The sequence below is a fragment of the Myxococcus sp. SDU36 genome (assembly GCF_030168875.1).
Taxonomy (GTDB): domain Bacteria; phylum Myxococcota; class Myxococcia; order Myxococcales; family Myxococcaceae; genus Myxococcus; species Myxococcus vastator.
The window spans coordinates 4,755,855-4,780,797 of sequence record NZ_CP077414.1 but is presented as its reverse complement, the minus strand read 5'-3'; the positions used below and the strand labels follow the sequence as shown (position 1 = coordinate 4,780,797).

Annotated in this window: 19 protein-coding genes; 9 read left to right on the top strand and 10 right to left on the bottom strand. The window is 69.4% G+C overall.

The window, feature by feature from the left end; translation table 11 throughout:
* The first annotated feature begins 8 nt into the window (after window positions 1-8).
* Window positions 9-965 (top strand): RluA family pseudouridine synthase, encoded by a 957-nt coding sequence (locus tag KGD87_RS18830; RefSeq protein WP_163785589.1) that lies wholly within the window; start codon window positions 9-11, stop codon window positions 963-965.
* 27 nt (window positions 966-992) lie between these two features.
* Window positions 993-3,566: a penicillin-binding protein 1A gene (locus KGD87_RS18825; RefSeq protein ID WP_284661595.1), complete on the top strand. Its 2,574-nt coding sequence runs from the start codon at window positions 993-995 to the stop codon at window positions 3,564-3,566.
* Here the strand turns inward: KGD87_RS18825 and pyrF are convergent.
* The 3 genes from pyrF to KGD87_RS18810 all read right to left on the bottom strand — a co-directional run bounded on the left by pyrF (window position 3,547) and on the right by KGD87_RS18810 (window position 6,316).
* Complete coding sequence (gene pyrF / locus KGD87_RS18820; protein ID WP_284661594.1) at window positions 3,547-4,410, bottom strand: orotidine-5'-phosphate decarboxylase; 864 nt, start codon at window positions 4,408-4,410, stop codon at window positions 3,547-3,549. The two genes, KGD87_RS18825 and pyrF, sit on opposite strands and share 20 nt — an antisense overlap.
* Window positions 4,411-4,439: 29 nt before the next feature.
* Window positions 4,440-5,201, bottom strand: coding sequence for an SDR family oxidoreductase (locus tag KGD87_RS18815; protein WP_284661592.1), 762 nt, complete (start codon window positions 5,199-5,201; stop codon window positions 4,440-4,442).
* Between the two features lie 89 nt (window positions 5,202-5,290).
* A complete protein-coding gene (locus KGD87_RS18810; RefSeq protein ID WP_284661591.1) occupies window positions 5,291-6,316 on the bottom strand; it encodes a histone deacetylase family protein in 1,026 nt (341 codons plus the stop codon).
* 111 nt (window positions 6,317-6,427) lie between these two features.
* On the opposite strand from KGD87_RS18810, the gene KGD87_RS18805 reads away from it, so the two are divergent.
* The 5 genes from KGD87_RS18805 (at window position 6,428) to KGD87_RS18785 (ending at window position 12,780) form a co-directional block, all read left to right on the top strand.
* Window positions 6,428-8,476: a methyl-accepting chemotaxis protein gene (locus KGD87_RS18805; protein WP_284661589.1), complete on the top strand. Its 2,049-nt coding sequence runs from the start codon at window positions 6,428-6,430 to the stop codon at window positions 8,474-8,476.
* A gap of 10 nt (window positions 8,477-8,486) precedes the next feature.
* Window positions 8,487-9,764, top strand: a complete 1,278-nt coding sequence (locus KGD87_RS18800) for an MFS transporter (protein WP_284661588.1) — start codon at window positions 8,487-8,489, stop codon at window positions 9,762-9,764.
* A gap of 132 nt (window positions 9,765-9,896) precedes the next feature.
* Window positions 9,897-10,415: a twin-arginine translocase TatA/TatE family subunit gene (locus tag KGD87_RS18795; protein WP_284661587.1), complete on the top strand. Its 519-nt coding sequence runs from the start codon at window positions 9,897-9,899 to the stop codon at window positions 10,413-10,415.
* Window positions 10,416-10,463: 48 nt separating this feature from the next.
* A complete protein-coding gene (tatC, locus tag KGD87_RS18790; RefSeq protein ID WP_284668659.1) occupies window positions 10,464-11,669 on the top strand; it encodes a twin-arginine translocase subunit TatC in 1,206 nt (401 codons plus the stop codon).
* Between the two features lie 13 nt (window positions 11,670-11,682).
* Complete coding sequence (locus KGD87_RS18785; protein WP_284661585.1) at window positions 11,683-12,780, top strand: potassium channel family protein; 1,098 nt, start codon at window positions 11,683-11,685, stop codon at window positions 12,778-12,780.
* Here the strand turns inward: KGD87_RS18785 and KGD87_RS18780 are convergent.
* Both KGD87_RS18780 and KGD87_RS18775 read right to left on the bottom strand, forming a co-directional pair.
* On the bottom strand, window positions 12,752-14,074 hold the full coding sequence (locus tag KGD87_RS18780; protein WP_284661583.1) for an alpha/beta fold hydrolase: 1,323 nt from the start codon (window positions 14,072-14,074) through the stop codon (window positions 12,752-12,754). The two genes, KGD87_RS18785 and KGD87_RS18780, sit on opposite strands and share 29 nt — an antisense overlap.
* Before the next feature lie 249 nt (window positions 14,075-14,323).
* Window positions 14,324-14,692 carry a nuclear transport factor 2 family protein gene (locus KGD87_RS18775; protein WP_284661582.1) on the bottom strand — a complete coding sequence of 123 codons (369 nt, stop codon included), beginning with the start codon at window positions 14,690-14,692 and terminating at the stop codon, window positions 14,324-14,326.
* Between the two features lie 166 nt (window positions 14,693-14,858).
* On the opposite strand from KGD87_RS18775, the gene KGD87_RS18770 reads away from it, so the two are divergent.
* A complete protein-coding gene (locus KGD87_RS18770) occupies window positions 14,859-15,746 on the top strand; it encodes a methylated-DNA--[protein]-cysteine S-methyltransferase (protein ID WP_284661581.1) in 888 nt (295 codons plus the stop codon).
* A gap of 58 nt (window positions 15,747-15,804) precedes the next feature.
* Here KGD87_RS18770 and KGD87_RS18765 read toward each other — a convergent pair whose 3' ends face one another.
* The 5 genes from KGD87_RS18765 to KGD87_RS18745 form a co-directional block, all read right to left on the bottom strand.
* On the bottom strand, window positions 15,805-19,887 hold the full coding sequence (locus KGD87_RS18765) for a DUF3857 domain-containing protein (RefSeq protein ID WP_284661579.1): 4,083 nt from the start codon (window positions 19,885-19,887) through the stop codon (window positions 15,805-15,807).
* Window positions 19,888-20,089: 202 nt separating this feature from the next.
* Complete coding sequence (locus KGD87_RS18760) at window positions 20,090-20,782, bottom strand: histidine phosphatase family protein (RefSeq protein WP_284661578.1); 693 nt, start codon at window positions 20,780-20,782, stop codon at window positions 20,090-20,092.
* On the bottom strand, window positions 20,782-21,855 hold the full coding sequence (locus KGD87_RS18755) for a phosphotransferase family protein (RefSeq protein ID WP_284661577.1): 1,074 nt from the start codon (window positions 21,853-21,855) through the stop codon (window positions 20,782-20,784). Before KGD87_RS18755 ends, KGD87_RS18760 begins: the two co-directional genes overlap by 1 nt.
* A gap of 24 nt (window positions 21,856-21,879) precedes the next feature.
* Window positions 21,880-22,704, bottom strand: coding sequence for an SDR family oxidoreductase (locus tag KGD87_RS18750; protein WP_284661575.1), 825 nt, complete (start codon window positions 22,702-22,704; stop codon window positions 21,880-21,882).
* A 5-nt stretch (window positions 22,705-22,709) separates the two neighbouring features.
* Window positions 22,710-23,945: an acyl-CoA dehydrogenase family protein gene (locus KGD87_RS18745; protein ID WP_284668658.1), complete on the bottom strand. Its 1,236-nt coding sequence runs from the start codon at window positions 23,943-23,945 to the stop codon at window positions 22,710-22,712.
* 59 nt (window positions 23,946-24,004) lie between these two features.
* On the opposite strand from KGD87_RS18745, the gene KGD87_RS18740 reads away from it, so the two are divergent.
* Entirely contained in the window at window positions 24,005-24,937 is a 933-nt protein-coding gene (locus KGD87_RS18740) for a LysR family transcriptional regulator (protein WP_284661573.1), read from the top strand.
* The last annotated feature ends 6 nt before the right edge of the window (window positions 24,938-24,943 follow it).

The window sequence follows — 24,943 nt, the reverse complement described above, 5'->3', positions numbered from 1 at the left end:
CAGCACAAATGATCGAGTACCGAATCGAAGCCGACACCGCCGGGATGCGGCTGGACAAGCACCTGCGCAAACGGCTCCCCAATGTTCCGGTGAGCCACCTCTTCAAAATGATTCGCACCAAGAAGGTGCGAGTGAACGGGAAGCGTGCGCAACCCGAGCAGTTGCTGTCCGAAGGAGACGTGCTCACCATCCGCGGCGACGAGCAACAGCTCGTGGGGGCGGAACGTCCGAAAGTGGACCCGCCTCCACCACCGGTGGACCCCAGCCGGTTGGTCATCCTTCGAGAGGACGACTGGCTCATGGCCGTGGACAAGCCCAGCGGAATGGCCGTCCATACCGGCAGCGGCATCACCGGCGGGACGCTGGTGGACTACGTGCGCGCGTATCTGGGGCCCAAGGCCGTCCGCAACGACTTCGCGGCGTCCCCCGCACACCGGCTGGACCGGGAGACCTCCGGCGTCATCCTGGTGGCCAAGCGGCGCCCGGCCATGGTGCACTTCACCGAGGTCTTCACCCACGGCCTGTCCCGCAAGCGCTATCTCACCCTGGTGAAGGGGAAGATGCCACGGGACTCCGGGGTCATCGACCTGCCCTTGTCGGAACACCAACAGACGGCCGAGTCCAAGGCCCGTCGGGGGGTGAACATGCAGGCGGCCGTCACCCGGTGGAAGGTCGTGAAGCAGTCGGGCGAGGCGGCGCTCCTGTCCTGCGCCATCGAGACCGGGCGCACGCATCAGATAAGAAGGCATCTGGCCGCCATCGGACATCCGGTGGCTGGGGACAGGAAGTACGGTGACTTCGCCTTCAACCGCGACGTGCGGGCGCGCTGGGGGCTCAAAAGGTTGTTCCTGCACGCCGAGCGCATCGAATTCCCGCATCCCGAAGGCGGCGCGAAGGTGGTCGTCGAGGCCCCCCTCGCCGTCGAGCTCCGAGATGTGCTCAAGCGGGCCGCATTGGTGCCCTGACGCCCGCGAGGCACAAAAGAAACGCGTATGTCCGACCCTAAATCCGCTGACCGCAGCCGCTCGAAGCTGGTGCTCGACGGCGTCCCCTCCAAGCGCTGGTGGAAGTTCCTCCTGAAGTCCGCGGGATGGCTGGCGCTGACGGGGGCCACGGCCGCCGTGATTGCCGTGACGACCGTGTACTACGTGTACGCGGAGGGACTGCCCGCCATCCCCAAGGTGGACGAGTACTGGCCGCCCATCGTCACCGAGGTCTACACGGACGACGCGGTGCTCGCCGGCGAGTTCTACGAGGAGCGCCGAAAGGTGGTGCCCTACGAGCGGATTCCGAAGCGCCTGGTGCAGGCCTTCATCGCGTCGGAGGACTCCAGCTTCTTCGACCACTTCGGCGTGGACGTGCTGGGCACCGCGCGCGCCGGCTTCAAGACGGTGGGCTCCAAGCTGGGCCTGCGCTCGGGCGGCATCCAGGGGGGCTCCACGCTGACGCAGCAGACCGCGAAGGCGGTGCTCATCTCCGCGGAGGGCTACAAGTCCGCCACCGCGAAGACCATCACCCGCAAGATTCGCGAGGCCATCCTCGCCCGGCGCCTGGAGGAGTCGCTGACGAAGGAGGAGATTCTCTACCTCTACCTCAACAACGTCTTCCTCGGGCACCACAGCTACGGCGTGCAGAGCGCCGCGGAGAACTACTACCGCAAGGACGTGCGCGACCTGACGCTGGGCGAGATGACGCTCATCGCGGGCCTCCCGCAGGCGCCCAGCCGCTACTCGCCCTTCCTGCGCCCGGAGGCGGCCCGCAAGCGCCGCTCCTACGTGCTGCGCCGCATGCTGGTGGAGGGCATGATTTCGCAGGAGGAGCACGACACCGCCAACGCCGAAGAGGTGAAGGTGTACCCGGTGGAGGACGTGTTCCACGAGTTCGCGCCGTACTTCGTGGAGCAGGTGCGCAAGGACGTGGTGGACCGGTACGGCAACCCCGTGCTGCTCAAGGCCGGCCTCAAGGTCTTCACCACCATGGACAGCGAGCGCCAGCGCGCCGCGCAGGACGCGGTGCTCCACGGCCTGCTGTCGGTGGACAAGCGCCAGGGCTGGCGCGGTCCGGTGGAGCAGCTCGCGTCGAAGGAGGCCATCCGCGCCTTCATCGACCGCTCGACGAAGCTCATGGGCTCACAGGCGCTGGTGGAGAACCGGCTCTACGTCGCCGTCGTCACGTCCATTGACGGGGACGGCAAGGGCGCGGACGTGCAGGTGGGCGGGCACGCCGGCCGGCTGCCGCTGTTGGGCATGCGCTGGGCGCGCAAGGTGAACCCGGAGGGCTACTACCCGGCGATGATGATTTCCTCGGTGAGGCGGGCCATCTCCGAGGGCGACGTCATCGTGGTTCGCCACGTGACGAAGAAGGACCTGACGGACGACAAGGAGCAGTGGGACAAGAAGCTCGCGGACGAAATCCCCAGCGAGGGCGTGAAGCTCTTCCGCCTGGAGCAGACGCCCGAAGCGCAGAGCGCGCTCGTCTCCATCGACCCCCACCGCCAGTACCTCACCGCGATGGTGGGCGGCTACGACTTCGACGACAACGAGTTCAACCGCGCCTTCCAGGCGTGCCGTCAGCCGGGCAGCTCCTTCAAGCCCTTCGTGTACTCGGCGGCGCTGGAGCAGTTGGACTGGACGGAGGCCACCGTGCTGGTGGACTCGCCCATCGTCGAGCACGACCCGGACACCAAGGTGTCGTGGAAGCCGGCCAACTACAGCGACAAGTTCGAAGGCGAGGTGCTGCTGCGCACCTCGCTGGTCAACTCGCTGAACGTGCCCGCGGTGAAGACGTTTGGCGCGGTGGGCGTGAAGAACATGGCCGAGTGGAGCACGAAGCTCGGCATCACCACGCCCATGAACATGGACTTCTCCGCGGCGCTGGGCTCCTCGTGCGTGTACCCGGTGGACCTGGCCAACGCCTACGCCACCTTCAACCGCTACGGCCGCAAGAAGCCCACGTACTTCATCCGCAAGATTGAGGACCGCTGGGGCCGCACGCTGGAGGACCACACGGCCTTCGACGACGCGTGGGCGCCCCTGCAGGACCGCGTGGCCGCTGGCTACGCGCGCCTCTTCGAGCCGGGCGAGCAGGTGATGAGCCCGGAGGCCGGCTTCATCCTCACGCACCTGCTGCGCGGCGTGGTGCTCCAGGGCACCGGCGGTCCGGCGCAGCGCCTGGGCAAGCCGGCGGCGGGGAAGACGGGCACCACCAACGACTCCTTCGACGCGTGGTTCGCCGGCTACACCCGCGACCTGGTGACGGTGGCGTGGGTGGGCTACGACTTGAACCCGCATCCGCTGGGCCGCTACGAGACGGGCGGCCGCGCCGCGCTCCCCATCTGGCTCAACTACATGAAGAGCGCGCTGGGGGACCGGAAGCAGTCCGAGTTCTTCCCGTGGCAGTCCATGAGCCTGGTGCGGCTCCACATCGACAAGAAGACGGGGAAGATTGCCCCAGCGGGCGCCCGGGATTCGGAGCTGATGTTCTTCAAGAAGGGCACCGAGCCGAAGGACGCGGTGCCCGACAAGAACACGGTCGACGTGGACCAGTTCATGATGGGCGCGCAGTAGCGCGGAAGGCGCGCGCCGGCGCCAGGTGCCGCTCCAGCGCCTGGCGCAGGGCGGCGGTGTCCGGCCCCGCCTCCAGCACCGAGCGCGTGGCGGTGGGGATGACCTGCGCCTCGCGCCCGGCGAACAGGCGCTTCAAGTCGTCGAAGCCGGCGCCCTGCGCGCCGATGCCGGGCGTGAGCAGCAGCGCGCCGCCGAGCCGCTCGATGACGCCGCGGTCCGAATCAGGGAGGGTGGCGCCCATGACGGCGCCCGCCACCGGCGCCGCGTCCTGGCCGGGCTGCTCGTTGAAGGCGCGCAGGCCGTCCGCCAGGGACTCCGCCACGGTGCGGCCGTCCTCGCCGCGCGACGACTGGAGTGAGGTGCCCTCCGGGTTGGAGGAGCGCACCACCACGAAGGCGGCGGCGCCGGACGCGCGCGCCCGCTCCAGCGTCTTTCGCAGCGCGCCCAGGCCCAGGTAGGCGGTGAAGGTGGCCGCGTCCGCTTCGTAGGCGCTGCCCTCGCCGAAGACTGTCTCGGCGTAGGCCTCCATGGTGGAGCCGATGTCCCCGCGCTTCACGTCCAGCAGCGTGAGGGTGCCCACGGACTTGAAGCGGCGCAGCAGCTCCTGGAGGACCTGGAGGCCCGCGGGGCCGTGGCGCTCGAAGAAGGCGCTCTGCGGCTTCACCACCGCGACGGTGCTCCCCGCCGCGTCGGCCACGCGCTCGCAGAAGTCGCGCAGGCCCTGGGCGTTGTCGGGCAGGCCCCAGCGCGCCAGCAAGTCTCTTGACGGGTCGATGCCAAGGCAGAACGGCGAGCGCTGCTCGGCCAGCAGGCTGAAGCGGTGGGCGAAGGGCTGTGGCGTCATCACCGGGCGTCTCCGTGGGAAGGGGAAGGTCAGCGCAGCCGCCGCGCGGCCGCGTCGAAGAGGGGGTTGGGCAGCACCTTTGCCAGGCGCGTGGGCACCGCGAGCTGCCAGGGGAAGGACACCTCCGCGTCGCCCCGGACGATGCCCTTGCCCATCAGCTCCACCGCGTCATGCGTCTCCATGAGGAAGGGCATGGGGAAGGGGTTGGTGGCCGTCAGCTCGCTTTTCACGAAGCCGGGGTAGATGCAGGTGACGCGCACGCCGGTGCCGCGCAGGTCCACGCGCAGGCTCTCCATGAAGGTGGACAGGAAGGCCTTGGACGCGGAGTAGGCCGCGTGGCCGGCCAGCCCCCGGAAGCCCGCGAGGCTGGAGACGCCCACCAGGTGCCCGCGCTGGCGCTCCACCATCTGGGGCAGCACGGCGCTCAGCGTGGCGGCGGCGCCGGTGACGTTGGTGTCGATGATGCCGCGCACGCGCTCCCATGGCAGGCGCTTCGCGTTCGTCGTGCCGCCGATGCCCGCGTTGGCCACCACCAGGTCCAGCCCGCCCGCCTCCGCGTCCAGCGCGCGGATGCGCTCCAGGGTGGCGTCCGCCTGGGTGACGTCCAGCGCCACGGGCTCCACGGTGACGCCGGCCGCCTGGGCCTCGTCCCGCAGGGCATGGAGCTGCGGCAGGCGGCGTCCGGCGGCGAACACGCGGACGCCCCGCTTGGCGAGCCACAGCGCCAGCCCGCGCCCCAGGCCGCTGGATGCACCCGTCACCAACGCCGTCCGGTAGCTCAACTCCACCATGCAGTCCTCCCGCGTGCTGCCGGGCTTCTTGCACGGTTGCCAGGGGAAGAACAGCGGCGCGAGACGCGGCGCGCCATCCAGCCAACGCTCTACACGCGGGGCCAGTACGGCCGCAGCGCCTCGCGGCTCACCCGCAGCGCGGCCTTCGCGTCCGCGTGGGTGTCACCCGTGGGGAAGCTGTCCTTGCGCCCGGCGAGCACCTCCACGCAGGCATGCACGGACTGGGACAAGCCCTCCAGCGAGTAGCCGCCCTCCAGCAGCAGCACCAGCCGGCCCTGACACACGCTGTCGGCCAGGGACTTCATCGCCGAGCACATGGCCGCGAACCCGCGCTCGCTGACGTCCATGCCGCCAATCGGGTCGTGCTGGTGCGAGTCGAAGCCCGCGGAGACGAGGATGAGCTGGGGCCGGTACGCCTCCGCCACGGGCAGCAGCAGCTCCTCGAAAATCATCCCGTAGTCCGCGTCCGAGTTGCCGCCCGGCAGGCCCACGTTGACGGTGTAGCCCTCGCCCTCGCCCTTGCCCGTCTCCTGGGCCGCGCCCGTGCCCGGGTAGTAGGGGAACTGGTGCACCGACTGGTACATGACGTCCCGGCGCGACCAGAACGCCGCCTGCGTCCCGTTGCCGTGGTGCACGTCCCAGTCGAGCACCAGCACGCGCTCGGCGCCCAGCCTCCGGCCCGCCTCCGCGGCGATGGCCGCGTTGTTGTACAGACAGAAGCCCATGGCCTTGTCGGGCTCGGCGTGGTGCCCGGGCGGGCGCACCAGCGCGAAGGCGTTGCGGGCCTCGCCCTTCATCACCGCCTCCACCGCCTGCACGGAGGCGCCCGCCGCAAGACGGGCCGCGTCGATGCTGTCCGGCGACACATGGGTGTCTGGGTCCAGCTGCGAGGCGTGCCCGCTCAGGCTCGCCAGGTACGCCAGCAGCTCCGGCGTGTGGACCGACGCCAGCTCCGCCTCCGTGGCGGAGCGCGGGGCGGTCATCACCGTGCCCTTCACCGGCGCGCTGGCCAGCACCCCGAGGATGCGGCGCAGCCGGGAGGGCGACTCCGGGTGGCCCTGTCCGGGGTCGTGCTGGAAGAAGAGCGGGTCCGTCAGGAGCAGGGTGGAGGACATCGGGAAGACCTTACGCATCCGCCAGGCGGGAAGTCAGCACCCCTGGGGGACAGGCCGCGCCGGCGCCCTGTTCTTGCCCTGCCGGTGTTTCCCTCCCTACAGTGCCTCGTCTTGGCTCTCCGGTTCAAGAAACCCGGCCTGCGCAGCCTGCTGCTGGGCTCCTTCGCGCTCGTCCTCGCCCTCATCCTGGGGACGCTCTTCTTCGTCGTACCCTCGCGCGTGGAGGCCCACCTGGAGCAGCGCCTGCAGACGCGGGGAGAGGCCCGTGCCAGCCAGGCCGTCAGCATGCTCACGAGCCAGCCCGCCGCGGCCCTGCCCGACAGCCTGGAGCGGCTGCGCGCGGGCGACGACGACTTCAGGGTGCTGGCCGTCCTCTCCAGCGAGGGCCAGGTGCTGGCCACCCACCCGGCCGAGCCGCCCGCGTGGTTCCATGCGGAGCTGAAGGCCCGGCAGGGCCGGCCGCTGAATGGCTTCCGCTTCGCCAGCGGCGACCGCTCCGTGGCGCGCCCGGTGACGCTGTCGGGCGGCGTGGTGGGGCAGGTGCTGCTGGTGCTCGACAACGCCGGGCTGGACGCGGTCGTCAACGAGCTGCGCCAGCTGGTGCTGCTCGCGTTCGGCCTGGGCCTGGGCCTGTTCCTGCTGGTGGCGTTCTTCATTTCCCGCGCCTTCATCCTGGTGCCGCTGGACGCGATGATGGGCATGGCCCGGCGGCTGGCGGAGGCGGACCTCACCGGCCGCGTGGACGTGGGGACGCAGGACGAGCTGGGCCAGCTCGCCGAGGCGCTCAACCGCATCGCCCAGAGCTGGCGCGACACGCTGGGCCGGGTGCGCGGCGTGTCGGACGTGGTGGCGGGCGTGGTGGAGCAGATTCACCGCACCGGCACCACGGTGTCGTCCGGCGCGGGCACGGTGCAGGCGCGCGTGGAGGAGACGTCCTCCTCCATGGTGGAGATGATGGCCTCGCTGCGCGGCATCGCGGAGAACGTGGAGGTCCTCTACCAGAGCGCCGAGGAGAGCAGCTCCTCCATCATGGAGATGGCCGCCACCAACGACGAGGTCGCGGAGAACGTCCAGGCCATGGCCGCCAGCGTGGAGGAGACGACCAGCGCCATCGAACAGATGACGTTCTCCATCAAGGAGGTGGCCACCAACATCCAGGAGCTGTCCGCCTCCACGGAGGAGACGTCCTCGGCCATCAGTGAGATGGACGCCGCCATCGGCCAGGTGGAGGCCAACGCGAAGGAGACGGCCCGCCTGTCCGAGCAGGTCTTCGACGACGCGCAGACGGGCGTGGAGGCGCTGCGCAAGACGCTCTCCGGCATCGACCGCATCAAGGACACGAGCCGCAGCGCCGCCAGCGTCATTGAAAGCCTGGGCCGGCGCATCTCCGAGATTGGCAACATCCTCAACGTCATCGACGACGTGGCGGAGCAGACGAACCTGCTGGCCCTCAACGCGGCCATCATCGCCGCGCAGGCGGGGGAGCACGGCAAGGGCTTCGCGGTGGTGGCGGAGGAAATCAAGGACCTGGCCGAGCGCACCGGCGCGTCCACGAAGGAGATTGCCGAGCTCATCCGCAGCATCCAGGAGGAGAGCCGCAACGCCGTGGTGGTGATGAACCAGGGCGTGCGCAGCGTGGAGGAGGGCGTGCAGTTGGGCCGGGAGGCGGAAGGGGCGCTGCGCAAAATCAACGACAGCACCCAGAAGTCCACGCAGATGGTGAAGGCCATTGCCCGGGCCACCGTGGAGCAGGCGCGCGGCAGCAAGCAGGTGACGGCCTCCATCCACCGCATCAGCGACACGGTGCAGCAAATCTCCAAGGCCTCCAACGAGCAGGCCCGCGGCGGCGAGCAGATCATGAAGAGCGCGGAGAAGATGAAGACGCTCACCGCCCACGTGCAGCGCAGCAGCCAGGAGCAGGCGCACGGCAGCAAGCAGATTACCCGCTCCATCGAGAGCATCAACGAGATGGTCACCCACCTGAACCGCGCCCAGAAGGAGCAGACCAAGGGCAGCGAGCAGGTGCTCAAGGCGGTGGAGACCATCAAGGGCGTGTCCGAGCACCAGACACGCTCCGTGAAGCAACTGGAGGAGGCCATCGACAACCTCCAGCGGCAGGCGGAAATCCTCCGTGCGGAGGTCCGCCGCTTCCGGGTGTAGACACGTCTTCATGCCGACACAACGACAGGTCTCCGAGCGCGCCGTGGTGGCCCTCATCGGCGCGGTCCAGTTCGTCAACATCCTGGACTTCGTGATGGTGATGCCGCTGGGCCCGGACTTCGCGAAGGGGCTGGGCATCGCGTCGTCGCACATCGGCGTCATTGGCGGCGCGTACACGGCGGCCGCCAGCGTGGCGGGGCTGGCCGGTGGCTACTTCCTGGACCGCTTCGACCGGCGCAAGGCGCTGGCGGTGTCCATGCTGGGCCTGGTGGTGGCCACGGCGGCGGGCGGCTTCGCCACGGGGATGTCCACGCTGCTGCTGGCGCGCGTGGTGGCGGGCATCTTCGGCGGGCCGGCCACGTCGCTGTCGCTGTCCATCATCGCGGACCTGGTCCCCGTGGAGCGGCGCGGCCGGGCGCTGGGCGCGGTGATGGGGGCCTTCTCCGTGGCCTCGGTGGCGGGCGTGCCCATGGCGCTGAAGCTGGCCGAGTTCGGCGGCTGGCGCGTGCCCTTCTTCGCGGTGGCCGCCATGGGCCTGCTGGTGGTGCTGGGCGCCATCTTCTTCCTGCCACCGGTGCGCGGCCATCTGGACGCGGGGCCCCGCCAGCAGGCCAGCGTGCTCGAGCTGTTGGGCAACCGGGACATCCAACTGTCGTATGTGATGACGGCGTTGGTGATGATGGCGGGCTTCGTCCTCATCCCCAACCTGTCCGCCTATCTGCAGCAGAACGTGGGCTATCCGCGCGAGCTGCTCTGGCTGCCGTACTTCATTGGCGGCATCGCCAGCTTCGCGACGCTGCGGGTGGCGGGGCCCATGGTGGACCGGTACGGCGCCTTCGTGGTGGGCACGGTGGGCTCCACGCTGGTGCTGCTGTCCACCTACGTGGGCTTCGTCCACCTGCCGCGCTGGATGCCCGTGCCCGTCATCTTCACGCTCTTCATGGTCGCCATGGGGACGCGCAACGTCGCGTACAACACGCTGACGTCGCGGGTGCCGGACAACCCGGTGCGCGCGCGGTTCATGTCCCTCCAGTCCGCCGTCCAGCACATGGCCGCCGCCGTGGGGGCCTTCCTCAGCGCTCGGCTGCTGACGGACCTGCCAGACGGCACCCTGGGCGGCATCCCTCAAATGGCTGGAGTGTCCATGGTCCTGACGCTGTTGCTGCCCGTCTTGCTGTGGGTGGTGGAGCGGCGGGTGCAGAGCCGGGAGCAGGCGCGGGCGTTGGCGGTGGCTCCCTCGCGAGGAATGGCGGTTCCGCTCTCGCCCGGGGTGGATCCTCGCGCGTAGTATGAAAGGGCGCCTTCGGGTTGCCTGCCGCCCATTCCGGGGGGCGGGCGGATGCTTTGGCGCGACGAACGGTTGCGCCTGCCTCCTCGGGGCGCGATAAACCGGGCTGCTCCGGGGAGCGCGTCAGGAAAAATGTTCAACATCGGCGCAGGCGAAATGGTGTTCATCCTGGTGGCCGCGCTGCTCATTCTCGGGCCGCAGCGGCTGCCCGAGCTCGCGCGCGGCATCGGCAAGTTCCTGCGCGAGTTCCGCCGCCAGACGGATGAGGTCCGCAACGTCGTGGAGCGCGAGTTCTACGCCATGGACCAGGAAATCGGAGAGCCTCCCACCGCGCCCGTGAGGCCCGGGACGCGCTTCGCGCCCCAGCCGCCGCAGGTCGTGGGTGGGCCCGAGGCCAGCCTGCCTCCCGCCACGGAGGGCGCGGCGCCTCCGGCCGATGCGGCGCCCCCTCAGCCCTCGTCGTCCGCGCAGGTGCTGGAGCTGGACGGGCAGGGGCCTCGCGAGGTGTCCACCGCGGACGTGCAGACGGGGGAGCCGGGCGCGGAGCCCGCCGCCGAGCCGTCGCCCGAGCCCGCTGCTTCTTCCGCCACCTCGCCCACGCTGTCTCCCATCCCGGGGACGGTGGCGCGCAACGCCCCGAAACGGAGCTGAGCCGTGAGCCCCCCGCCCATCAACCCCGGCGCCGACTCCGAGCTGCGCATGAGTCTGTCGGACCACCTGACGGAGCTCCGCTCGCGCCTCGTGCGGTGCACCCTCGCGGTGCTCGTCCTGGGGGCGATTTCGCTCGTCTTCGCCAAGCCGATTTTCGGCCTGCTGATGCAGCCGGTGCTGGACGCGCTGCCGCCCGAGAATCGCTCGCTCATCTACACGTCCGGCATCGAAGAGCTGAACGTCTTGATGAAGGTGGGCGTGTACTGCGGCATCTTCCTCACCACGCCCGTCATCCTGATGCAGATCTGGGGCTTCGTCTCGCCCGGCCTGTATCCGGAGGAGCGCCGCTTCGCCGCGCCCTTCGTGGCGTTCGGCTCCATCGCCTTCCTCCTCGGCGCCGCCTTCTGCTACTTCGCGGTGCTGCCCTCCATGTTCACCTTCCTCCTCAACGAGGAGGAGACGCTCGCGCTGGAGCAGCGCCTGGACACGGCCCGGCTGCGCGCGGACGACGCCTTGCGCTTCCTGCGCCTGGGTGAAGTGGAGGAGGCGGGGCGCATCGCGAAGGAGACGAGCACCCAGCTTCGCGCGGAGGGCGAGGGGCAGGCGCCCGCGCCGGAGGCCGCGCCCGCCGCCAGCGTGGAGATGACGGGGCGGCTGGAGGGCCTGGGGCGGCTCCTGGACGCGGCGTCGGTGGGCTACGGCGCGCAGTCCCGCGGCGTGCTGCGGCAGGCGGTGGAGCAGCGCATGGAGGCCGTGACGGCCTACGGGAACAAGGACTTCGCGGCGGCGGCGGCGGCCATGGACCGCTCGGCGAGCCGGCTGGCGGACATCGCCCCCGCGCGCACCGAGGAGCTGGCGGGGCTGTGGCGGCTGGAGAAGGAGCTGGCCACGGCGCACGCGGCGCACGAGGCGGCGCGGTGGACGCGGCCCATGTTGTCCATGCACGAGCAGCTCTCGCTGGTGCTGCTGCTCATCCTGGCCTTCGGCATCATCTTCGAGCTGCCGCTCGTCATGGCCTTGCTGGGCGTGGTGGGCGTGGTGAAGTCGTCCTGGCTCTTCAAGTACCAACGCCATGCCTTCGTGGTGTGCCTCATCGCGGCGGCCATCATCACTCCCACGGGAGACGTGGTGAACCTGTCGCTGATGGCGGGCCCCATGCTGCTCTGCTACGAGCTGGGCGTGCTGTTGGTGTGGATGGTGGAGCGGCGTCGCGCGCGGGGCTCGGCGGAGACGGACATCACCCCGGCGTCGTAGTCGAGGAGCCTCCATGAAGCCCTCCCGCCGGCACTTCCGGGCCAATCTGCGCTACCTGCGGGCGCTGGTGCGGCGCTTTCGCACCACGCTAATGCTGTCCGCCGTGTTGTTCCTGGGCGGGCCGCTGCTCTTCCACTGGCGCTTCCGGGGGCCGGACGGCGACCGCATCGACTTCGGCGAGGCGCTGCACCACACGTACTTCCTGCTCTACGGCCAGCCGTCGCTGCCCTATGTGGACGACTGGCTGGTGGAGCTGCTCAACCTGGTGATTCCGCCTTCGGGCATTGCGCTGGTCGCGGACGGCGTGGTGCGCTTCGCCTACCTGTTCTTCGCCCGGCACAAGAACGACAAGGAGTGGATTGAAGTGGTCTCCGAGACGATGAAGGGCCACGTCGTGGTGTGTGGGGCGGGGCGGGTGGGCTACCGCGTGGTGACGCAGCTGCGGGAGATGGGCAAGGACGTGGTGGTGGTGGAGAAGCGCGAGGACGCGGCCTTCGTGTCCGCGCTGCGCGACGAGCGGGTGCCGCTGCTCATCGACGACACGCGCAGCCCGCTGTGCCTGCCTCGCACCAACGTGAAGGACGCGTCCGCCATCGTCTGCGCCACGGATGATGACCTGGCCAACCTCAACATCGCCCTGGACGCACGCAAGCTCAACCCGAACATCCGCGTGGTCATCCGCCTGTTCGATGACGACCTGAGCGGCAAGGTGCGGGAGACGTTCAAGGCGGAGGCGCTCTCCAGCTCGTCGCTGGCGGCCCCGGCCATGGCGCTGGCGGCCATGGACCCGCGCATCGTCCACTCGTTCCACCTGGCGAAGCACCTGATGGTCGTCTCGCTGTTCGAGGCGCGCCTGGGCCTGCCGAGCCTCACCATCTCCGAGGTGAGGGACCGGTTCGGCTGCCTGACGTTGTCGCTGCAACGCAATGGCGAGGAGCAGCTCCACCCGCGGGGGGATGAGGTCATCCGGTCTGGAGACGTGCTGTCGCTCCAGGCGTCCTATCCGGAGTACCGGCGGCTGCGCGCCTTCACCCACGAGGCCGAGCCGCCCCTGTGGTCCCAGCACGAAGCGGTGGCCGTGGTCACGCCTTCGTCCCGCAAGGTGGGCTGAGGGCCGGGCGCGCCTCCGGCCAGCGCGAGAAGGCGTGCGCCGGGGCCCTGGCGGTGGGCAGGGCGAGCGCCCGCGCGAGCAGGACGGCCATGGCGTCCCACTCCAGCAGGAAGCCGTCGTGCCCATGCTGACTGGACAGCGTGGCGTGCTCGGCGTGGAGGCCGTGCTCGCGCAGCCGCCGGGCCAGCGCCGCCATGTGGCTGGGGAAGAAGAGCTGGTCGGTGTCGATGCCCACGCACAGCGCGCTCGCGCGGATGCGGGCCAGGCCACCTCCCGGGAAGCGTGACACGTCGTGGTGGTCCATGGCGCCCAGCTGCGCCAGGTACGCGCGCGCATCGAAGCGGCTCGCCAGCTTCTGGCCCTGGTACTCCAGGTAGCTGTGCATGGGGTACAGCGCGCGTGAGGACCACGCCGAGGGGCGGCCCTGGAGCGCGTCCAGGCCGGGCTCCGCGCGGTAGGTGAGCATCGCGAGCTGCCGGGCCAACTCCAGGCCCCGGCGAGGCGACTCAGGGAAGCCCGGGTCCATCAGCAGGGCCTGCCGCGCCACGTGGTTGAGGCCCACCACCCACGCGGAGGCGGACTCCGTGGTGGCGATGGGCGCCATGCGGGCGAAGCGCTCCGGCGCCAGCGCCGCGAGGCAGAGCACCACCATGCCGCCCAGTGAGCCGCCGGTGACGAGCGCCACTTCGTCCAGGCCCAGCGCGTCCATGGCCAGCAGGATGCTCCGGGCCTGGTCCCACGGCGTGACGGTGGCGGGCAGGCGTTGCTCGTCCTGGCGCAGGTCGCCCTTGGGCAGCGGGAGCGGTGGGCCGAAGCGCGCGTCGTCCGTCCGCGGAGGGAAGCCCTCGTCGGCGGGGCCCGTGGTGCCGTAGCAGGAGCCCAGGTTGTTGAAGCACAGGAGCCGCACGCGGGATGGGTCCAGCGCACGCCGTGGGCCGATGAGCGGCTCCCACCAGCCGCCCGTGCCGCCCGCGCGCATGTCTCCGGTGAGCGCGTGGACCAGCAGCACCGTGGGGACGGACGTGGGAGCTCGTGCTGGGCCCCGGTGGCGTGCCTCGGCCGCGAGCGCCTGCTGTTCGGCCACGGTGCGGCGGACGACGCGCAGCGCGCTCGCCTGCGCTTCGGCCTCGGAGAGGACGCGCGCGCGCGACTCGAGCCAGGGGACGTCCTCCTCGGGGCCCCACCACCAGCCTCGCACGAGGTGGTTCGTGATTCGGGCGCCCGCCTCCAGCGTCAAGTCGGGCAGGGAGACGTCGAAGAGGCGCGGGGCGGACGTGAGGTGCGCTGTGGGCACGGGAACTCTCCGGAGGTGATGCGGAAGGGGGCCCTCCAGGACGCGGAGGGCTGGGAGAGGTCGGCGCGCGTCCAGAAACGACGAAGCCCACCAACCCTCGCGGGTGGATGGGCTCGGTGGCTCACCAGGGGCGGACGGACGTCAGCCGAACCTGGAGGGCGAGAGCCCACCCGGCATCGACATTCGACACATGGCGCTTGGCGACGTCATTGGCGGTTACGGATAAGCGCTCGTCTGTCGGGAGTCAAGTCAGCCCACCGCCGTGCACTGGGCCGCGACGACCTGGGGCGCGTCGTCCACGACCTGCCACACGCGCGTGTAACGGAAGTTCCCTTCGAAGGGGGCGCCCTGGAACTCACCGGATAGCGCGGCATGGACGACGACCACGGCGCCCGCGGAGAGGTAGCGGAAGTGTGGGTCGGTGAAGTCCACCCGGGTGAGGCGCAGGGCCCCCGAGCGATGCGCTTCCAGGTCGGCGTCCTTGTCGAGGATTTGGCCGGCGTGGCTGACGAAGAGGAGGTCGTCGGAGAGGAGGGCGTCGAGCGCGGCGACATCGCTCAAGAGCATGGCCTGTCTCAGCGCCTCCTCCGCGGCCAGGAAGTCTTCTTCTGGAAGCATGGCGCTCCTTTCCTGTGGCGGTATGCGGGATGGAGCGTTCGGTTGTTGCACAATGACGCCTCATGTCAACGCGCGCCCGGCGCGCGAGGACAGCGCAAGAACCGGATTGCTCCAGGATGTGTTGGCGGACATACGTTTTCGCGAAGCGCATCCCAGGAGCATCGGCATGGCATCCAGCGACTACGCCCGCATCGAACAGGCCATCCTCTATCTCGACGCACATGCCCGCGAGCAGCCGTCACTGGACGACGTGGCCGCGCACGTGGGACTGAGCACGTTCCACTTCCAGCGGCTCTTCTCGCGCTGGGCGGGCATCAGCCCCAAGCGCTTCATCCAGGTACACACGCTGAGCTCGGCCCGGCGCCTGCTCGACGAGCGTCGCAGCGTGCTGGAGACGTCGCTGGAGGTGGGCTTGTCGGGCACCGGCCGGCTGCATGAGCTCTTCGTGACGCTGACGTCGATGACGCCGGGGGAATACAAGCTGGGCGGCGAAGGGCTCACCGTGCGCCATGGCGTCCACCTGTCACCCTTCGGCGCGTGTCTGCTCGCCGTCTGTGCGCGTGGAATCTGTGGCCTGCACTTCCTCGCGGGTGAATCAGAGGAGGAGGCGCTCGCCTCGCTGCGCAAGCAGTGGCCGCGTGCCACGTTCGTGGCGTCCGCCGAGGACACGGCGCCGTGGCTGGAGCGCATCTTCCAGGCGGAGCACGGTGGCTCGGAGTCGAGCCCCTTGTCGGTGCTGGTGCGGGGCACGCCCTTCCAGGTGCAGGTGTGGCAGGCGCTGCTGCGTGTGCCGTCGGGCAAGGTGACGACGTACGAGGACCTCGCGCGCGCCATCGGCAAGCCCAAGGCGATGCGCGCGGTGGGCTCGGCGGTGGGCGAGAATCCCGTGGGGCTCTTGATTCCCTGCCACCGCGTGCTGCGCAAGACGGGCGTCTTCGGGGAGTACCGCTGGGGCGCCTCCCGTAAGCGGGCGATGCTGGCGTGGGAGGACCTGCGGTACACCGGGGCGGACGACGCGCCCACCCAGGCGGAGGGCATCCGACAAGGTGCCTGACTCCTGGGGCTCAGGCGGCAGGGAGTCCCGTTCGGATTTCCGCCGCTTGACCCACGGTCTACTCCTGGACCTCCGCGGACGCGGGCCCGCGCAATGAGACGCGTTGCTCCAAGGCGTCGAGCGCGGCCTGCATTGCTTCCTTGTACTCCACGTACTTCGATGCCTCGTAGCGCCCGTGCGCCCGTCTGATGCGGAAGTCGCGCGTGAGCGCACCGTCTGTCATGCGGGAGGCCAGCTTCCACTCCGCATAGGCCGTGGTGTCGGAGCGCTCCTCCAGTTCCTGCGCCGTGAAGGCCTGGCCCGCGGGTGCCTCGAAATGGGTCACGCTCTCGATGACGAGGGGCGTTCTCATTGTAATGGGAGCGTCGCGCCGCTCCGTCTCCCGGAGGCTCAGGAAGTTGTGCTCCCAGGGCGAGGGCAGCTGCCCCACGATACCGCCGCCCGCGGAGGCGAAGCGGCCGCGCATGACATACTCGATTTTCAAGGTCAGCGGGCGCTCGGGCTCATCCAGGTCGGGGACCTCCAGGGTGGTGACGCTCACGCCTGCCTGGGTGCCTCCCAGCATGGAGGCCAACAGCTCCGCGCGCTCGGAGGGCTCTTCGTCGGAGAGGTAGTAGCGCAGGGCGGAGGCATGGGCTCCTGTCAGCGTCACCTGCTCCTTCACGCGCAGCACCGTCCCCTGCAGGCGGACGTGGCGTTCGGCGCGGACGTTGCTCTCGGGGGGCTCAGGAATGCGCACGAGCCGGGACTTCGTGGCATCCAACACCAACGCTTCCCGGCCGCTCAGCCCCATCGCCCCGCTGCGTAGGGGCGCGGTGGACTTGTTCGTCACATCCACGAAGGTGCCCCCGCCCACCGTTGGGAGGTAGACGACCATGTGGTCGAACTGGTCCAAGGCAGGCGTATCCGAGACGATGGGCCCTCCCGTCCTCACGAGCGCCAGTTGCGACGGAATCCCGGCGGCGCCGAGCAACTGGTGCAGCAGGAGGGAGTGGTCCTTGCAGTCGCCGGTGCGGCTGCTGACGATTTCATCCACGGCGTGCGGAATGCGGGCCCGGGCGCCAAAGAGGATGCCTCGATAGGTCAGGCTCTTCTGGACCCACCGGGCCAGGACGGCGGCGCGTGCTGCCTCATCCCTGACTGTTCCGCCCGCCTTAGCGGCCAGGGATTTCATGCTGGCCGCTGGCACGAGCTGCGTCGCAATGGAGTCCAGGTAGTCGGTTCCCTCGGCCTCCCACGTCTTGCCGACGGGGGCCAGCCACGCCATGGGCAGAAACTCCTGGTAGTCGGGCTGCATGCCCTCGTCGCGGTAGATGGCGGGCTGCTCGATGACAAAGGTCCACGTCCCGGGCGCCTGGAGGGGCTTGATGCCGGGAGAGGCCCGCCACTGCATCGCGTCCACGTCGCCGCGGACGTGGAGCACGGCGCGTGACGCGGGCACGCTCGATGAGAAGTCATGCTCGAGGAAGCGCGGGGACTGCGGTGGCGTGATGTCGCGCCGGGTGACCACCACCTCCACGGTGTGCCCAGGCTTTAGCCCCGGCACGGGTACCACCAGGGTGCGGCGCTGGGTTCCCATCTGCGAGGAGGCCTTGTCGGAGACATAGCAGTCCTCCACCGTGCCCTTGGCCACCACGCGGCCGCTCTCATCCCGGACTTCCACCCGGTTGACGAAAATCTCCTCGAACAGCGGGTCGAGTTCGAACTCGAAGGTGTTGTAGCGCTCCACGCCTGCCGCGTTGTGCACTTGGACCCGGCGCAGGTCCGTGGTGCGCAACTCCTTGCCCTTCACGAACGAGATGGCGGTGGCCCGCAGGAGGTACTGGCCATTGTGGCCCGTCGCCTTGGCGGGCTTGTCCCGCCGGGCAACCAGGTCTGGTGGCATCGCGACTTCCTCGATGGGCGTCTTGAGCACCGAGTTGACCCCTTGGCCCAGCATGCCGGACACATGATCGAGCAACTGGCGCGTGCCCTCGGAAGAGGGCTCCAGTTCGAGCGCCTTCTCCAGGGAGGACTTGGCCTCCGCGTAGCGCTTGAGCGCGTACTCCGCGCTGGCCTGGACCCGGTAGCTCCTGGGCGACTTTGCTGACTTGCTCACCATCTCCTTGGCGACTTCCAAGGCGAGCTGGGGCTTCTTGGCCTCCAGCCACGTGTCCGCCAGGGCTTCGGACAACTCCAGGGCGTAGCCCTCACGTTTCTGGCGCTGCTTCAGGAGGGTTGCGGCCTGCGCGGGGACGCCCTTGCTCCGCAGGATGCCCGCATGGATGAGCGTGGCGTTCGTCGAGTCGGCTCGCTTCCGGTAGCGTTGGATGACTTGGAGCGCCTGCGCGACACGGCCCTTCTCCTGGAGCAGGGCGAGATACCGCTCCAGGTGGGGCTCGTTGGTGAATCGGGACGGGAAGAGCGAGGCGTAGACGCGGAAGCCCTCGGCTTCGCGGCCGGTGCGCACGAGCAGATAGGCTCGCCAAGCCTCCAGCCGTGGTTCCCCCCGGAACCGCTTCGAGTGGGCGTTGAGGAGCGCGAGCCCTTCTTCGTATTGCTCGGTGCTGACGTGCCCGGCCACGGCGTTGAGGAGCAACAGCGGGTCCCCGGGCGCCACGTCGAAGGCACGCTTGAACCACGTGAGCGCCGCGGCGAAGTCCCTCCGGGAGGTGTAGTGAAGCGCGATGTTGCTGAACACCCTCGCATGGGTTGACGCGGAGGACTTGCCCACAGCCGCGGAGACGGGCGCTGCCGAGGGTGCGCTGAACTTGAAGGCGTCCATCGCCGCGCTGACCCGTGGGCCCAGCGTGGGTTGATTCCTGGGCCACCACGCGGCGAGCAGGTACGCCATGTCGCCATCCCGGAATACACGCAGCTCGGACGCGTCGATATCGCCGTTTTCGTCGGGCGTTTCGTAGGTGAGGGCCCGGCCCGACAGGTTGCCCGCGGTGACCTCGCGGGTACTGCGGAACGTGGTGGTGTGAGAGTCGACGTCAAGGGTGCTCATCAGGCCGTGCGTCAGCGCGTCCGGAGAGGGGTCCTCCCCGAAGAGCCAGATGGGAACCAACACCAGGCCGGCACTGTCACTGACCGCGCCGAAGTCAACCATGGGATACGCGGTCCCAAGGTTGCTTGGCCGTGCCCAGAGCCGTCCGTCCAGCTCGACGGAATAGCCATACTCCGTGGAGCGCGCCGTCAGCGGGCCAGCGGGGGCGGCGGAATCCGTGGCCTTCCGCTGGGGGTCCACCAGGGAGAAGCGTGAGAACAGACGGTCTGCTTCCTCGAAAATCTCCTTCTCCGACTGGGTATTTCCCCACACCATGAGCTGATAGGCGTGCTCTTCGTGCGTGTAGACCCAGTGCACGTAGCTCAGCGGTATCTTCGCGTGGTGGGCGCGGGAGCGCAGTCGGATGCCCTTCAGTTCTCCAATGGCATGCGGTTCGCGCGACAGTGTTTCGACCGTGCTCAGGCCGCTCTCTAGGTTGGCGGTCACGATGTCCGCGAGCAGTTCCGTGCCTTCCTCCCCAGGGGTGAAGTCTCCGCGCGAGAACTGCTCCGGGACGATGATGAAGAACATCTGGAGCTTGCCTCCCCGGGCCATGGCGAACTTCGCGGCTGCGTTGAGGCGTTGGGCGTTCATCGTCGTCCAGGGTTTGCCCGGATGCTGGAAGGCATAGTTCAGCTCCTCGTCGCGGATGCCTTCGTCGGGCTTCTCCGCCCGGTACTGCTCCGGGACTTCATGCTGGCGCGAGACGGCGCTGACGAAGCCGAAGCCCATGGCGCCCAGGATGAAGACGGAGAGCCCAACGGCCCACCACGCGTGCGAGCGACCCTTCTGCCACCGTGCCGATTCGGAGCGGAGCTCCAGCAGGCCGGTCACGGCGAGGAACAATCCCAGCAACAAGAGGATGAATCCGACCAGCGGCGCCACGATTGCCGCAAGGGGGCCGTCGAGCACGGGCTTGAGCAAGCGCGCGACGAGGACGACCAGCGCGGCAACCTCCACGACCACCAGCGAATAGATCGCCTTGCGGTTCGTGGCTGCGTCCTGGAGGGCCTCCCGGTGCTTCAGGAGGCTGATGAGAATGACGAAAGTCCAGATGAGGGTGCCAGGCGACAGGCCACCGTCCGTCGCCGCGGCAAAGAGCGTGATGGGCATGTGAAGATGGGCAGCAGCCTAGCAGGCGCGACGCTTGCCATCCCATCCCCCCGGGACTCACGGAGGACGATGCGCTCGTTTCAAGGCGCGTAATTCATTATCTTCCGGAAATAGCAAAAGCCTGCGCGCGGCCCGTCAGGGTCAAGCAAGACATCACCATGGGATGCGCAGTATGACATTGACCCAGTGTGAGGCTGGCCGCTCAGCGGTAGGTGAGCAGTCCGCGCTGGGCGCCCTCGAAGTGGCTGTGCTCGTTGAGCGTGGACAGGTAGCGGCCGCGCTCGCTGTAGATGACCTTGGTGAGGCCGCAGTTCGCCAGCGTCAGGTTGAGGCGGAAGGCGTGCTCGTCGGGGATGCGGAGCAGCTCCTGGCAGATGGCGGTGATGGTGCCTCCAGAGGTGAAGACGAGCGCGTTCTTCGACGCGCCCAGTTCCTGGATGAGGGCGTCCATCGCGCGGCGGCACCGCTCGCCGAAGGCGGACCAGGGCTCGGTGTACTCCGCGTCGTGCTGGCCGGCCACCCAGCGGGCCACCGCGTCGGTGAAGAGCGCCTGGTAGGCGCGCCGGGGCGACTCCGCCTGGGACAGCTCCGCTCGCAGCACGGCCGGGTCCGCGTAGCGCGGCGTGTGCCGGGTGACGATTTCCTCGTGGTCGAACTCGTTGAAGCCCGCAGTCTGCTCGGCCACGGCGCCGCGGCCGAGCGCGGCGAGACACGCCTCCGCCGTCTGCCGGTGCCGCGCCATGGTGCCGGTGACGACGGCGTCCACGCGGGGCAGCCGCTCGCGAAGGGTCTCACCCAGCACCCGGGCCTGGACGAGCCCCGTCTCCGAGAGCTGGTCGTAGTTCGCCGCGCCGAATGAGGCCTGGCCGTGCCGGACCAGATACACCACGCCCATCAGCGCGCCCCCTTGCGGATGAGCCGGTGGCAGCGCCAGCCCAGGTAGTTGACCAGCACCCAGAAGTTCTTGAACGCGGGGTTGCGCGTCTGCTGGTGGTGGTAGCGGTAGTAGATTTGCTGGGCGATGACGGCGAGCCGGAAGAGGCCGAACACCTCGTAGAAGGTCCAGTTGGCGGGCTTCAGCTTCGTCTGGTCCAGGTAGTACTCAACGACTTCTTCACGCCGGAGCATGCCGGGCAGGTGCGTGGGCTGGCGCCGCGTGGAGCGCAGCAGGAAGTCGTCGTCGGCGTGGACCCAGTAGGCCAGCGCGCTGCCCAGGTCCATCAGCGGGTCGCCCAGGGTGGCCATCTCCCAGTCGAGCACGCCGATGATGCGCGTGGGCTCCTCCGGGGCGAGCACCACGTTGTCGAAGCGCCAGTCGTTGTGGATGACGCAGGTGGCGATGTCCGCGGGCGTGTTCGCCTTGAGCCAGTCGCGCACGTAGCGGAAGCCGGCGACGTTCCACGTCCGTGCCTTCTCGTAGCGCGCCGACCAGCCCTCCACCTGCCGCGTGGGATAGCCCGGCCCCTTGCCCAGTGACGTCAGGCCCACCGCCGCCGGGTCCACGGCGTGCAACTCCACGAGCTTGGAGACGACGTTGAGGCACAGCGCCCGCGTCTGCTTCGCGTCCAGCGCCAGTCCCCGGGGCAGGTGCTTGCGCGGGATGAGCCCCTCGATGCGCTCCATGACGTAGAAGTCGGAGCCCAGCACGGCCGGGTCCTGGCACAGGCCCACCATGGTGGGGACGACGGGATAGGCCGGCTTCAGCGCCTGCTGCACCGTGTACTCCCGGGCCATGTCGTGCGCGGACTTCGCCTTCGTCCCCGCGGGAGGGCGGCGCAGGATGAGGTCCCGGTTGGCGTACTTCAGCCGGTACGTCCAGTTGGAGGCGCCGCCCGCGTACTGCGTGACCTCCGGCGAGCCCTCCAACGTGGGCACCTGGGCCTTGAGCCAGGCCTCCACGGCGGGGAGGTCCAGCTCCTCGCCCGGGCGCACGGCACCTGCGGGGTCGATGGTCGCGGTCGGTGGCATCGGTGGGCTCGTTCCTAGCTCAACTCAGCTCGGCTTCGGCCGCGAGCCGGAGCGCATGCCTCGCGTGTTCCGGCGCAGCATCCACGAATAGAGCTCACGCGGCAGCAGGCGCTTCAGCCGCCAGGCCCTGCGGCCCTCCGCGTGGGGCAGGACGTAGAAGCCGCGCTCGGCCACCGCGTCGAACACGTCGTTGGCGATGTCCTCCGCGGTGATGGCGGAGCGCTCCAGCAGCCGCGCCATGGTGGCCCCCAGCTTCGGGTCCGTGGTGCGCAGCGAGTCACCCAGGTTCGTCTTGAAGAAGGACGGGCACACGACGCTGACGCCGATGCCGTACTCCGCCAGTTCGTTGTGCAGCGTCTCGGACAGCGACACGACGGCGGCCTTGGTCGCGTTGTAGCTGCTCATCAGCGGTACATCGAGCAGCCCCGCCATGGACGCCACGTTGACGATGTGGCCGTGGCCCTGCTTCTTGAAGGCGGGGGTGAACACCTTGCACCCCCGCACGACGCCCAGCAGGTTGATGTCGATGATCCACTGCCAGTCGTCAAGCGACACGTCCTCGATGGCGCCCGCCTGTGCGACTCCGGCGTTGTTGATGACCACGTCCACGCCGCCCCACTGGGCCGTGAGCCAGTCCAGGGCCTCGCGCAGGTCCTCTTCGCGCCGCACGTCACAGCGCAGGTGATGGGCCTGGGGCGCCAGGGCGGAGAGCTCCTTCAAGGCCTCCTCGCCTCGGGCGTCGTTGACGTCGCCGATGCAGACCTTCCAGCCGGCGCGAGCGAAGCGCAGGGCGATGGCCTTGCCAAGTCCGCTGGCACCACCGGTGATGAAGATGCGTTGAGTCGCCATGGCCGTCAGCTCCGGGAGAAGCCCCGCTTCGACAGCTCGAGGCGGGCGATGAGTCCCTTGTGTACTTCGTCCGGGCCATCCGCGAGGCGCAGGCTGCGCGCCTGGGCGAAGAAGCCCGCCAGCGGCGTATCTTGGGACACGCCCGCGCCGCCGTGAAGCTGGATGGCGTCATCCACCACCTTCTGGAGGACATTGGGCGCGACGACCTTGATGGCGGAAATCTCCGTCATGGCACCGAGCGCCCCCACCTGGTCCATCTTCCAGGCCGCGTAGAGCGTCAGCAGCCGAGCCTGGTCGATGGCGATGCGCGCCTCGGCCACCTTCTCGCGGTTTCCACCCAGGTTGAGGAGCGGTTTCCCGAAGGCCGTGCGCTTCATGCCCCGGTCAATCATCAGCTCCAGAGAACGCTCCGCCGCGCCGATGCAGCGCATGCAGTGGTGGATGCGCCCCGGTCCGAGCCGACCCTGGGCAATCTCGAAGCCCATCCCCGGTCCGGCGATGACGTTGTCGCGTGGCACGCGCACGTTGTCGAAGTGCACCTCGCCGTGGCCGTGGGGCGCGTCGTAGTCGCCGTACACGGGCAGCATGCGGCGGATGCTCACGCCCGGCGTGTCCAGCGGTACCAGCACCATGGAGTGCTGGTGGTGCCGGTCCCCGCCGGTGTCGGGCGTGCGGGCCATGAAGATGACCACCTTCGCGCTGGGGTGCCCCAGGCCGCTGGACCACCACTTGCTGCCGTTGAGGACCATGTCGTCGCCGTCGACGATGGCGGTGGCCGCCATGTTGGTGGCATCGGACGAGGCCACGTCCGGCTCCGTCATGCAGAACACCGAGCGGATGTCCCCGGCCAGCAGCGGCTTCAGCCAGTGCTCCTGCTGCGCCTCGGAGCCGTACTTCCAGAGCACCTCCATGTTGCCGGTGTCCGGGGCGCTGCAGTTGAAGACCTCGGGGGCGATGAAGCTGCGGCCCGTCTCCTCGGCGATGGGGGCGTACTCCAGCGTGCTGAGCCCGGCGCCGAGCTTCGCGTCCGGGAGGAACAGGTTCCACAGGCCCTGGGCCTTCGCCTGGGTCTTGAGCTCCTCCATGACGGGCGGCACGCGCCACGTCTTCCAGTCGCCGCCCTGCGCGGTGGCTCGGAGCTCCTCGTGGTAGCGGCTCTCCGCAGGGAGGATGTGCTCGCTCATGAAGCGCTTCACACGCTCCAGGTAGTCCTTGCCTCGCTGGCTGGGCTCGAAGTCCATGGGCGTCATCCTGCGCACCGGGCCTTGATGCATCCAGTGAATATTGGTCATGTGTCATCATGAACCCTGTTCAGGATTCGGCGCGGCTGGCCCGGCTGGACCTCAACCTCTTCCGGGTCTTCGACGTGGTGCTCCGGGAGCGGAACCTGACGCGCGCGGCGGAGGTCCTGTTCCTCAGTCAGTCGGCGGTGAGCCATGCGCTGGCCCGCCTGCGTGAGCAACTGGGCGAGCCGCTGTTCGTCCGCGAGGGGCGCGGCGTGGCGCCCACGGCGTTCGCGGAGCGCCTGGCGCCGGAGATTCGGGAGGCGCTGGCGCTGTTCGAGCAGGCGGTTCATCGCGGACGCGGCTTCGACCCGCGCCGGGACGTGGGCCAGTTCACGGTGGCGATGAATGACGTGCTGGAGCCGTCGATTCTCCCGCGGCTCGTGGCTCGGCTGCGGGCGCACGCGCCGGAGGTCCGTATCTCCAGCGTCCGGCTCGACCGGGCGCGGCTGGAGCGGGACCTGGCGTCGGGGCGGGTCGACCTCTCCATCGACGTGGAGCAGCAGACCGGCGCGGAGCTGAAGCGCACGGCCTTGTTGCAAGACACCTTCTGCGTGGTGAGCCGAAGCCGGCGCAGGCTGGACGTGGCGAAGTACATGGCGGCCCGGCACGTCACCGTGTCCTCGCGTCGCACCGGGCTGGCCGTGGAGGACCTGGTGCTCAGCCGCCTGGGCTACCAGCGTGACGTCGTCGTCCGTTGCCAGCACTACGAGGCCGCGTTCAAGCTCGTCGCGGACTCCGACTTGCTGCTGACGATGGCGAGGCGGCGCGCGGCGGCGCTGCATGCGCTGCTGGGCAACCACCTCCTGCCGATGCCGCTGTCACTGCCCCCGCTGGAACTCCACCTCTACTGGCACCGGCAGACGGATGCGGACCCGCGCAACCGCTGGCTGCGAGGTGAGTTGCTCTCGCTGACGGGGGAGGGGGCCCGGCCCGGGAGGGGACCATGAGCTCGC